Here is an 11,772-nt window from a genome sequence, read left to right as displayed (position 1 = left end):
TTAACCACCGTAAACGTCAAAATCGAAATATTTCTTCGCCAGCGTCTCGTAAGTGCCGTCCTTGCGCATCTCGGCAAAGGCTTTGTTTAGCGCTTCACGCAGTTCGGTATCGTCTTTACGCAGCCCCATACCGGTGCCCACGCCAAACAGCTTGTTGTCTTTAATGGAAGGGCCGCCAAACTGGTAATCTTTGCCGATTGGCTGCTTGAGGAAGCCTTCGCTGGCCGCAACTTCATCCTGGAATGCGGCATCGATGCGGCCTGCCGTCAGGTCGGCGTAGATGGAGTCCTGGCCCTGATAAGAGACAATCTCAATGCCTTTCGGCGCCCAGTGAATGTTGCCGTAGGTTTCCTGAGTGGTGCCCTGCAGCACGCCTACGCGTTTACCCTTCAGCGACTCCAGCGTTGGCTGGATTGGGGAACCTTTGGCTACCACCAGGCGGGAATCGGCCGCGTACAGCTTGTCGGTGAAGGCGATCTCCTGCTGGCGTTTTTCGGTGATAGAAAGCGATGACATAATGACGTCGATTTTTTTCGCTTTCAGGGAAGGGATCAGCGCATCAAGAGGATTTTCAACGAAGGTACAGTTGGTTTCGATGCGTTTGCAGAGTTCTTTCGCCAGATCTATATCAAAACCGACTAATTCACCCTGGGCATTTTTCGATTCAAACGGGGCATAGGTCGGATCGGTGCCGATACGGACGTTTTTGGGAATAGCGGCGAATGCTGTGGAAAGGCTGGAAAATGCCAGCACCAGAGAAAGGGACAACACCAACTTTTTCATAATTATCCTCGATAGACTGTCTTTTTAGCGCTAATGCCGTGTTCTGGCTAATCAGGATGAATAAAATGCAATAAAAACGCGCGGCCAACAAGGCTCCAGCACTGCATTTTTATCCAGCCCGGTTAATGATATATGCATAACCGGGCCACAGACTACGGGAAAATCTTATTCGCCGTAAACATTAAAATCGAAGTACTTTTTGGCAAATTTGTCGTAGGTGCCATCTTTACGCATTTCAGCGAGTGCTTTATCGAAAGCAGCTTTTAGCTCAGCGTCGTCTTTACGCAAACCGATACCGGTGCCATCGCCAAAGTACTGTTTGTTTTTCACGGCAGGCCCTGCAAAAGCAAACTCTTTACCCGCTGGCTGTTTCAGGAAACCTTCACTGGCGGCGGTTTCATCCTGGAATGCCGCGTCCAGACGGCCTGCGGCCAGGTCAGAATAAATCAGGTCCTGGTTTGCATAAGCCACCACGTCAATGCCTTTCGGACGCCACTCGGCGTTAGCAAACGCTTCCTGAGTAGAGCCCTGCAACACGCCAACGTGTTTACCTTTTAGCGACTCAAGGGTCGGCCGGATTGGCGAGCCTTTGCTGGCGATCAGCCGTGGGTCAGCCGCATAGAGTTTGTCAGAGAAGGCGATTTCCTGCTGGCGCTTTTCAGTGATGGACAGCGAGGAGATAATCGCGTCGATTTTCTTTGCTTTCAAAGAAGGAATCAGCGCGTCAAAGTCGCTGCCTACCCAGGTACATTTGGTGTTGATGCGTTTGCAAAGCTCGTTACCAAGATCGATATCAAAGCCGACAAAATCCCCTTTCGCATCTTTAGAAGAGAACGGTGCATAGGTGGCGTCCGTACCAATACGAACGTTCTGCGGGATTGCTGCGTAAACGGTGCTGGTAAGGCCCAGCAGCAAAGACAGAGCGAGAACCTGCTTCTTCATAGATAACCCTCAAGTTGTCTCTTATTATGTGTGATGTCATGTGGTGTTGCGAACGAGGAGTTGCAGTTCTCATGCCACTTTTCCCTGCGTAAAAGAAAGTGCGTGGTTTTATGTTAATAAAACGTTGCAACTGCGTCGTCTGGTTGAAAGATAGCAGGTCTGACGAAGGGGCAAAGCCTTTACCAGGCAAAATGCGGACTAAATCTCGCAAAAGCGATCGGGGTTACAAAATTGCCCCAAATTGATGCAGACGGTTTTGTGACGCACCACGCTGGCGCACCCTTCAGGCACCCTGCCAGCGCGTAAATAAATCGGCAGGCAGATCGATGTCGAACTGATCCAGCACGCGGTTAACCGTCTGGTCGATAACGTCATTGAGCGTTTGTGGGCGATGATAGAACGCAGGCACCGGCGGCATAATCACCGCGCCCAGTTCAGCCGCCTGGGTCAGCAGGCGCAAATGGCCAAGGTGCAGCGGGGTTTCACGCACGCAAAGCACCAGCGGACGACGCTCTTTAAGCACCACGTCTGCGGCTCGCGTCAACAATCCGTCTGTATAACTATGAACAATGCCTGAGAGCGTTTTGATTGAGCAAGGCAATACGACCATGCCATGCGTCTTAAACGAGCCGGAAGAGATACTTGCGGCGATATCGCGGGCGTCATGCACCACATTGGCCAGCGCCTGCACGTCACGCAGGGATAAATCGGTTTCAAGGCTGAGGGTCTGACGGGCCGCATTGCTCATGATGAGATGGGTTTCCACCTCCGGTACCTGTTGCAGCACCTTAAGCAGTCGCACACCATAAATTGCGCCGCTGGCACCTGAAATTCCAACAATTAACCGTTTCATGTTTTTCAACCCGTAGTAATTATCTGGGCTGACTTTGCCGCAAGATGGGGATGGATGCAAGGAGCGGTCACTCTCGATCCAGTTCCCTCTCCCTTGAGGGAGAGGGTCAGGAGGATTCGCGAAAAGAAGTGATTAACCCTCGTTATGCATCTCTAAGTTTTCAACTTCGTTCTGACGCAGCAGCGCTTTGGAATCGTCGTTACGCAGGGATTCAAGGTATTCGAGATACTTGTGGTCAACGTCTTTGGTGACGTATACGCCGTTAAATACCGAACATTCAAACTGCGTGATATCCGGGTTCTCGACGCGTACCGCATCGATAAGATCGTCCAGATCCTGGAAAATCAGCCCGTCTGCGCCGATGATCTGGCGGATTTCATCTACTTCACGGCCGTGAGCAATCAGCTCGTTGGCGCTTGGCATATCAATACCGTAGACGTTCGGGAAGCGAATTTCCGGCGCGGCAGAAGCCAGGTAAACTTTCTTCGCGCCCGCTTCACGCGCCATCTCAATAATTTGCTCGGACGTGGTGCCGCGGACGATAGAGTCATCCACCAGCAGCACGTTCTTATCCCGGAACTCAGCGCGGTTGGCGTTGAGTTTGCGGCGCACGGATTTACGGCGTAGCTGCTGGCCCGGCATGATAAAGGTGCGGCCAACGTAGCGATTTTTCACGAAGCCCTGGCGGTACGGCTTATCGAGAATACGGGCGATTTCCAGCGCGATATCACAGGAGGTTTCCGGGATTGGAATGACCACGTCAATATCCAGGTCTTCCCACTCGCGGGCGATTTTTTCACCGAGCTTTTTGCCCATTTCCACGCGCGCGCTGTAAACGGAGATTTTATCGATGAAGGAATCCGGACGCGCAAAGTAAACGTACTCGAACAAGCATGGGTTGCTGGTCGGGTTGTCTGCGCACTGGCGGGTGAAGAGTTGCCCGGCCTCGGTGATATACACCGCTTCGCCCGGCGCGATGTCGCGCAGGAATTCGAAGCCCAGGGTATCGAGCGCCACGCTCTCGGATGCCACCATATATTCGGTGCGTCCGTCGCCCAGCTCGCGTTTGCCCAACACCAGCGGACGAATGCCGTTTGGATCGCGGAATGCGACCATGCCGTGTCCGATGATCATCGCCACGCAGGCATAAGCGCCGCGAATCTGGCGGTTAGTGGCGGCAATAGCGGCAAAAATGTTGTCCGCTTCCAGCGGATAATTGCGGAAGTTATCCAGCTCGCTGGCAAAGATATTGAGCAGAATTTCAGAATCTGAGGTGGTGTTAATGTGGCGACGTTTCTCTTCGAACAGCTTTTTACGCAGTTCGTGGGCGTTGGTCAGGTTGCCGTTGTGGGCAAGCGTAATACCGTACGGGGAGTTAACGTAGAAGGGCTGTGCTTCTGATGCGCTGGAGCTGCCAGCGGTTGGATAGCGGACGTGGCCGATACCCATATTACCCTGCATACGTTGCATGTGGCGGGCTTCAAATACATCGCTCACCAGGCCATTTGCTTTACGAAGACGGAAGCAATTTAAAGCATCAATGGTGACGATGCCTGCGGCATCCTGCCCACGGTGCTGAAGCACCGTTAACGCGTCATAGATCGACTGGTTGACCGGCATGAAACCGGCGATACCGACAATACCGCACATGTTGTCTTTTCCTCATTAAGCCACAACCCCCGCCTTATGACCGGGGCAAGAAACTTGACGAGCTTTGCAGATAGTCAAAGAACCATCTGATGATGAAACTGAATTGCGGGATAAGCTGCGACTTTTGCCAGTCATCACTTTTCGAAAAACCGGTGAATGTATCAAGAAAGAACAGAATGGCGGCGACAATCAGCGCACCGCGTAGCGCACCGAAACAGATCCCCAACACCCTGTCTGTACCCGACAGGCCGGTTTTCTCCACCAGCGCGCCAATCACATAATTGACAATCGCGCCGACGATAAGTGTCGCGATAAACAGTATCGCGATAGCAATCCCATTACGTACCAGTTCGTCTTCAAAGCCTGTGAACCAGACTGCCAGGTAAGTGTAGTAATGGCTGGCGACAAAAAAAGCGCATCCCCAGGTCACCAGCGATAAAGCTTCGCGGACAAAGCCACGAATCACACTAACCAGAGCCGAAAAGCCGATAACAGCAATAATGGCGTAATCTATCCAGACCATGACCAAATCTCGCGATAAATCGCCCTGACGTCCAGTTCGGGGCGCATTCTAACAGAAAAAGAAAACGTTTGCGTAGGGATTTCCTTCCCCCGCGTAAATAAATAATGGCGCTGAATTAATGTTCAACGCCATTAAAAAGTTGCCCTTCTGAGCCAGCTGATTCGCCTAGCGAACGGTGTAATTCATCACCACGCCGTTAAGCCCGGAAAGCGAACTCAGCTCCCCTAAAGAGGACTTCAGTTTGTCTTTTGAGGCGTCCGGCCCGACCAGAATACGGGTGACTTTTCCCTGAACCGGCGTAGACGGAGAGGTGTAAACCCGGAACCCGGCGCCACGCAGTTTAGCAACAATTTCATTCACTTTGTCGGCGTTTTTTAGCGCGCCCAGCTGTACGACATAAGCTTTCCCGGTTGGCGCAGGCTGCTCTTCGGGTTTGCCAGGTTTGTCTGTCTGAGGCGCTTGCTCGTTTTGATCAACCGCAGGCTTCGTCTGCGCTTTTTCGACCGCTTTAGGTTTCGGCTTCTCGGCAACAGGTTTAGGCTGCGGCGGTTTTTCGTGCGTGAGCGGAACTTCGTCGATATCCACGCCGTTCTCTCCTGGCAGCGTTGCCGAGTCTAAGCCTGGCGCAAACGCATTACCGGCCTGAACCTCTGCCGCCGCCCCTTCCGGGGGCTGAGAAGGCAGGGCCTGAGTTGCCGCAGGCAGCATGTCAGGCTCATCCGTATCGCCAGGCTTTGGCACCAGAGGAATCGCCGCAAATTCGTCCTGATAATGTTTTTTCTGGCCGTCAAGCAGGCCGGGCAGCACGATAACGCCCAGCGCGACCAGAATAATGGTTCCGACTAATCGGTTTTGAAACTTACTCGCCACCTGCTCTCCCCGCGTCCAGCGCTTCCATTACGTGGGCTACCGTGTGGAACGAACCACACACCAGCACGGTATCAGTCGCCGTGGCTGCCGCCATTGCCGCATGCCAGGCCTGCGCCACGCTGTCATAGACCTCTCCGACCCCCAGATGTTCCACCAGCTGTTGCGCTGTGGCACCGCGAGGCCCTTCCAGTGGAGCACAATACCAGCTATCGACCTGAGCCGCCAAACAGGCCAGCGTGCCCGCAATATCTTTATCATGCAGCATACCTATCACCGCCAGCACGCGCCCTTGTTTTGGCAGCCGGGCGAGCCGGTCAGCAAGGTAAGCCGCAGCATGTGGATTATGCGCCACGTCCAGAATAACGCGCGGCGCCTCAGAGATAATCTGGAAGCGCCCCGGCAGGGTAGCATTCTCTATTCCTGCGCGGATGGCGGTTTCGCTAACGTCCAGCCAGCTTGCGCGCAGCGCGGCCAGCGCGGTAGCGGCGTTCGGCTGCGGCACCAGCGGAAGCGGGAGCCCGGTAAGCTCGCCCTGCCCGTCTTTGAAGCGCCAGCTATTCTCCTCAACGCTATAAGACCAGTCCACGCCGCGGCGCAGCAGCTGTGCGCCCTTTTCAGACGCAACGTCTGCGATGGTATTCGGCATATCCGGTTCACCAACGACGGCGGGTTTTCCACCGCGGAACACACCCGCCTTTTCACGCCCAATACTTTCGCGATCCGGCCCCAGCCAGTCGGTGTGATCCAGCGCGATACTGGTCACTACGGCGACGTCGGCATCAACGATATTCGTTGCGTCCAGACGACCGCCCAGCCCAACTTCCAGGATAACCACATCAACGTTCAGCTGCTTAAACAGCAGCAGCGCACAAAGCGTGCTGTATTCAAAATAGGTGAGCGAGGTTTCCCCGCGCGCGGCTTCAATCTGCGCAAACGCTGCGGTGTGATAAGCCTCGTCCAGCTCTTCATTTTGTATACGCACGCGCTCGGTGTAGCGCACCAGATGCGGGGAGCTGTAGACGCCCACGCTGTAGCCGTCTGCAATTAATACGCTTTCCAGGATGCGGCAGGTGGTGCCTTTGCCGTTGGTTCCCGCAACGGTAAAGACCGTTGGGGCAGGCTTAAGCACATCGAGCGTCGCCGCCACTTTTTCCACGCGCTCAAGGCCAAGCTCGATGGCCCGGGAGTGGAGATTTTCCAGATAACAAAGCCACGTGGCCAGGGGCGACGTGGCTTGAGGGATGAGATGTTTTTCCATGATATCCGTTCTGCCTGCGGTTCAATACGGTTCAAGAAAAAAGGCAGTTCCGCGAGCGGCCCTGCCTTGGTTGTCTATCAGGCCTCTTGACCCTTTTCCGGCGCTGGCGGAACCACAACGGGTTCACCCGGCGCGTCCGGATCCGGTGCCGGCAGATTCATGAATTTAGCCAGCACGCTTGCCAGTTTCAGACGCAAATCAGGACGACGCACGATCATGTCGATCGCCCCTTTTTCGATCAGGAATTCGCTGCGCTGGAAGCCCGGCGGCAGTTTTTCACGCACGGTCTGCTCGATAACGCGCGGGCCTGCGAAGCCGATTAGCGCTTTTGGCTCTGCGATATTCAGATCGCCAAGCATCGCAAAACTTGCCGATACGCCACCCATGGTCGGGTCGGTCAGCACGGAGATATAGGGCAGGCCACGTTCCTGCATCTTCGCCAGTGCAGCACTGGTTTTCGCCATCTGCATCAGCGACATCAGCGCTTCCTGCATACGGGCGCCGCCGGAAGCGGAGAAACAGATCATCGGGCAGTTATCTTCCAGCGCCTGCTCAACGGCACGAACAAAGCGCGCGCCGACCACAGAACCCATAGAACCGCCCATAAAGGCAAATTCAAAGGCTGCGGCGACAACAGGCATACCGTGAAGCGTTCCCTTCATCACGACAAGCGCGTCTTTTTCGCCGGTTTCTTTCTGGGCGGATGCCAGACGATCTTTGTACTTTTTGGAATCTTTGAACTTCAGCACGTCTTTCGGCTCAAGCTCACTACCCAGCTCCACCATAGAGTCTTCGTCAAACAGACTATGCAGACGCTCGCGCGCCGCCATACGCATATGGTGATCGCACTTCGGGCAGACTTCAAGATTGCGTTCCAGCTCGGCGCGGTACAGGACCTGGCCGCAGCTGTCGCACTTGGTCCACACCCCTTCAGGGATGCTTGCCTTGCGGGTGGGAGTAATATTGCTCTTATTGAGAATTCGTTCAATCCAGCTCATTGATGACCTTTCTGCTTGAACCTGGTCGATGCCAGTTTTTCTGCGGCAGTGTGACCTGCCCCAGACCGTAAATGGTGCTCATTAAAACATAACGGCCCGCGACTTTGGATAAAAAAGTGGTCGAACCGCGCTATGGAGTTATTTTTGCAGGCGTGCCGCCGCGCGTTTATGGCGAATTATCTCGATGACGCCGGGCAATACCGACAGCAGGATAATCGCCACAATCAGCAGCTTCAGGTTTTCCTGCACAATCGGCAAATCACCGAACAGGTAACCAGCATAGGTAAACAGCAACACCCACAGCAACGCGCCAATGACGTTATACATCGCAAAATGACGATAAGACATATGCCCCATGCCCGCGACAAACGGTGCGAAGGTTCGCACAATCGGCACGAAGCGCGCGAGGATAATCGTTTTTCCGCCGTGACGCTCGTAAAAAGCGTGCGTTTTGTCGAGATAGCTGCGACGGAAGATCCTCGAGTTGGGATTACTGAAGAGCTTTTCGCCAAACAGCCGCCCGACGGTGTAGTTCACGGCGTCACCGGCAATGGCGGCAATCATCATCAAAATAGCCATGGTATGCACGTTCAGATCGTTGGTTGGCAACGCGGCAAGCGCCCCGGCTACGAACAACAGAGAATCCCCCGGCAGGAATGGCGTCACCACCAGACCCGTTTCGCAAAACAGAATCACAAACAGAATGGCGTAAACCCAGATGCCATATTGCGCGACCAGCTCCGCCAGATGCACATCAATATGCAAAATAAAATCAACGATAAAGCGGATAAAATCCATAGTGACTTACCTTTCTCGACTGCATCAGTCAGCTCAAAAACAGCGGACCCATAGGGGGTTCAGGTAACGCAAAACGTTCTGGATAATCAACGGATACCAGATATAAACCTTCTGCTTTGCCGGTAGCTGCCGCAAGCGTGCGATCTTTTGCCGCCAGCAGCTCGGCCATCCACTCTTCCGCCTGGTTGCCACAGCCGATTTCCATCAGGCTTCCGACAATGTTTCGCACCATATGATGGACAAAAGCGTTCGCTTTGATATCCACCACCACGTAGGCGCCATAGCGAGTAACGTTGATATGCATCAGGTTGCGCCACGGCGTGCGCGACTGGCACTGTACCGCGCGAAACGAGGTAAAATCGTTCTCGCCCAGCAGACACTGCGCGGCTCGCTGCATCCGCTCCGCGTCTAAAGGATGATAAAAATGCGTCACCCCCTGGGCGAGAACCGCCGGACGCAGACGCTGGTTATAAATAATATAGCGATAGCGACGCGCCGTTGCGCTGAACCGGGCGTGGAAATCGTCCGGCACAGCTTTAACCCACCGCACCGCGATGTCACCAGGCAAATTCGCATTTACGCCTAATGTCCACGCCGCATCTTTACGCTGCATACGCGTTTCGAAATGCACAACCTGACCGGTGGCATGCACGCCAGCGTCGGTGCGTCCGGCGCAGAACACGTTAATCGGCTCGTTTGCCACCTTAGAGAGCGCTTTTTCAAGCTTCTCCTGCACGCTGCGCACTTCATTCTGGCGCTGCCAGCCGTAATATTTACTGCCGTCGTACTCAATGCCGAGCGCAATCTTTTGCCGCGGCATTTCTGGCAACTCTTCGGACATCAGTACATATACTCCTGCACTAATTTTTCAGCCGTTTTCACCGCCATCAGCGCGCCGCCGAAACGGACGTTATCCGCAACGGACCAGAACTGGATCTGCTCAGGCATGCCATAATCGTTCTGTACGCAGCCGACAGAAAGGTGCGCGCTGCCGGAGGCGTCGGTCACCTGAGTCGGGAACTGCCCTTCCTCAGACAGCTCAAGGTCTTCGACCTGGCCGAAGGCATCACGCGCTTCTTCTGCGGCAAGCGGACGCATCGCTTCAAAATTTACCATCTGCGCATGGCCGTAGAAGATAGGCGCCTGTACGTAGCTTGCGGAGATCGGCAGGGCTTCATCCTGTAGCACTTTACGAACTTCATTAACCAGACGACGCTCCGCGCGTACGCTGCCTTCGGCGTCCGGCACCAGCGGCAGCATATTGAACGCCAGCTGACGACCAAACAGATCTTCTTCATCAATTGGCAACCCGTTAAGCAGACGGGCGCTCTGCCCCGCCAGCGCGTCAACGGCAGCTTTACCGCGCGCGGAAGCAGCCAGCAGGTTAGTCACCTGGATGCGCGACAGGCCGCCCTGCTCAATCAGCGGCTTCAGCGCTGTCAGTAGCTGGCTGGTCAGGCTATCCGCCACGGCAACCAGGTTACGATTACGGTAATCGGCGAGCACAAACGGGTTAACGTCCGGCACCACTAACGGCACGTCTGGCTCAAGGGCAAACAGGCCGCTTGAGTCAATGACCAGGCAGCCCGCATTGGCGGCTTCGTCGGCGTAACGCGCGGAAGCTTCAGCGCCCGCGACGAAAAAGGCCAGCTGCACCTGCGTCCAGTCAAACGCTTCGGCATCCTGCACCATCACCGTTTTGCCTTCATAACGCAGATTTTCCCCCGCGCTTTCGTTACGGGCGAGGGCGTATAATTCACCAACCGGGAACTGGCGTTCGGCGAGCAGTTCAAGAACAGCCGCGCCTACGGCACCCGTGGCACCTAAAACGGCAATATTCCAGCCTTCAGACATGTTGGTTTACTCCAGACTTAAAAAACAGTATCCCACCGGGGACAGCGACCGGTGGGACAGAAGATTAGGGTTAACGAGCGGTATGATAAACCGCGTTAAAGCCCAGTTTTTGCAGGGTAGTCGCCGCACTTTCATCATCACACTGAATATAAAGCGATGACCATTCACGGCGCTCCTGGTAATTTTTACGCAGCTTGTCGAACTCGCCCGGCTGGCCTGCCACTTTTCGCAGCGGCGCGTCATCGCGGCGCACATCATACACCAGATGAACCAGTCTTTTGAGCGTGGCCTGATCGAGCGGGCCATGGAACGTGATACGGCCAAATTCTGGCGCAGGAAGCAGCGTATCCAGCGCAACCTGTTGTCGTTGACCGATAAAATCGCTGAATGCTTCGAACACCTGCGTGGTGCCGCGAGCTTTACCTTCCAGCGTGTAGCCTGCGATATGCGGCGTGCCGATATCGACAAGATTAAGCAGCTCGACATTGAGTTCAGGCTCCGGCTCCCACACGTCGAGCACTACGCTGAGACGCTGGCCGTTTTTCAGGCACTTCAGTAGCGCGGCGTTATCCACCACCGGGCCACGACAGGCGTTGATTAATACAGCGCCAGGTTTAAGAGCTGAGATAAGCCGCTCATCGGCAAGATGCAGCGATTTATAAGGACCCTCTTTGAACAGCGGCGTGTGGAACGTCAGCACGTCGGCTTCACGCACAAGCCGCTCCAGCGGCTGGAAATCCTCTTCATCGCCGCGGTCGGCGCGTGGCGGATCGCAAAGCAGCGTGCGCACGCCGAAGGCTTGCAGGCGCGCCTGCAAGCGCGATCCCACATTACCCACGCCAACGATGCCCACGGTGCGGTCGGTCAGCCTGAAACCATCGCGTTCGGCCAGCATCAGCAGCGAGGAGAAAACATATTCCACTACGGCTATGGCGTTACAGCCGGGCGCCGCAGAAAACGCGATGCCCGCGCGCTCAAGGTAAGCTTCATCAATATGGTCCGTGCCCGCCGTGGCGGTTCCCACGAATTTGATGTCTTTACCATCGAGCAAATCGGCATTCACTTTAGTGACTGAACGCACCATTAACGCCTGCGCGTCGGCAAGTTCGGATACCGGGATCGGACGGCCTGCAACAGCGGTTACCTCGCCTACGCGGCTAAACAATTCGCGGGCATAGGGCATATTTTCATCAACGAGGATTTTCACGTTAGCTACCTGTCTGTTAATCGTCGAGAATAAGCC

General features: G+C 54.9%; 12 protein-coding genes. All 12 read right to left on the bottom strand.

What is annotated here, in order from left to right; all coding sequences use genetic code 11:
* Complete coding sequence (hisJ, locus tag E2L00_RS00285; protein ID WP_167605470.1) at positions 1-783, bottom strand: histidine ABC transporter substrate-binding protein HisJ; 783 nt, start codon at positions 781-783, stop codon at positions 1-3.
* Between the two features lie 165 nt (positions 784-948).
* Complete coding sequence (gene argT / locus E2L00_RS00280) at positions 949-1,725, bottom strand: lysine/arginine/ornithine ABC transporter substrate-binding protein ArgT (protein ID WP_167605468.1); 777 nt, start codon at positions 1,723-1,725, stop codon at positions 949-951.
* 283 nt (positions 1,726-2,008) lie between these two features.
* The gene (locus E2L00_RS00275; RefSeq protein ID WP_167605466.1) at positions 2,009-2,578 is read right to left on the bottom strand and encodes a UbiX family flavin prenyltransferase; all 570 of its coding nucleotides are present in this window, start codon (positions 2,576-2,578) and stop codon (positions 2,009-2,011) included.
* A gap of 132 nt (positions 2,579-2,710) precedes the next feature.
* A complete protein-coding gene (gene purF, locus E2L00_RS00270) occupies positions 2,711-4,228 on the bottom strand; it encodes an amidophosphoribosyltransferase (RefSeq protein ID WP_167605464.1) in 1,518 nt (505 codons plus the stop codon).
* A gap of 34 nt (positions 4,229-4,262) precedes the next feature.
* Positions 4,263-4,751, bottom strand: a complete 489-nt coding sequence (gene cvpA / locus E2L00_RS00265; protein WP_167605462.1) for a colicin V production protein — start codon at positions 4,749-4,751, stop codon at positions 4,263-4,265.
* Between the two features lie 165 nt (positions 4,752-4,916).
* On the bottom strand, positions 4,917-5,621 hold the full coding sequence (gene dedD / locus E2L00_RS00260) for a cell division protein DedD (RefSeq protein ID WP_167605460.1): 705 nt from the start codon (positions 5,619-5,621) through the stop codon (positions 4,917-4,919).
* Positions 5,611-6,879 carry a bifunctional tetrahydrofolate synthase/dihydrofolate synthase gene (folC, locus tag E2L00_RS00255; RefSeq protein WP_167605458.1) on the bottom strand — a complete coding sequence of 423 codons (1,269 nt, stop codon included), beginning with the start codon at positions 6,877-6,879 and terminating at the stop codon, positions 5,611-5,613. The genes dedD and folC overlap by 11 nt, the downstream gene beginning before the upstream one ends.
* A 77-nt stretch (positions 6,880-6,956) precedes the next feature.
* Entirely contained in the window at positions 6,957-7,877 is a 921-nt protein-coding gene (accD, locus tag E2L00_RS00250; RefSeq protein ID WP_201279248.1) for an acetyl-CoA carboxylase, carboxyltransferase subunit beta, read from the bottom strand.
* A 138-nt stretch (positions 7,878-8,015) separates the two neighbouring features.
* Positions 8,016-8,675, bottom strand: a complete 660-nt coding sequence (locus E2L00_RS00245; protein ID WP_167605456.1) for a DedA family protein — start codon at positions 8,673-8,675, stop codon at positions 8,016-8,018.
* A 28-nt stretch (positions 8,676-8,703) separates the two neighbouring features.
* Entirely contained in the window at positions 8,704-9,516 is an 813-nt protein-coding gene (gene truA, locus E2L00_RS00240) for a tRNA pseudouridine(38-40) synthase TruA (RefSeq protein ID WP_167605454.1), read from the bottom strand.
* Positions 9,516-10,529: an aspartate-semialdehyde dehydrogenase gene (locus E2L00_RS00235; protein WP_167605452.1), complete on the bottom strand. Its 1,014-nt coding sequence runs from the start codon at positions 10,527-10,529 to the stop codon at positions 9,516-9,518. Before E2L00_RS00235 ends, truA begins: the two co-directional genes overlap by 1 nt.
* A gap of 70 nt (positions 10,530-10,599) precedes the next feature.
* Positions 10,600-11,736, bottom strand: coding sequence for a 4-phosphoerythronate dehydrogenase PdxB (gene pdxB, locus E2L00_RS00230; RefSeq protein WP_167605450.1), 1,137 nt, complete (start codon positions 11,734-11,736; stop codon positions 10,600-10,602).
* Positions 11,737-11,772: the final 36 nt, after the last annotated feature.

The organism is Cedecea colo (assembly GCF_011808225.1).
Lineage (GTDB): Bacteria > Pseudomonadota > Gammaproteobacteria > Enterobacterales > Enterobacteriaceae > Dryocola > Dryocola colo.
The sequence above is the reverse complement of the archived record's forward strand: the minus strand, read 5'-3'. Positions and strand labels throughout refer to the sequence as shown.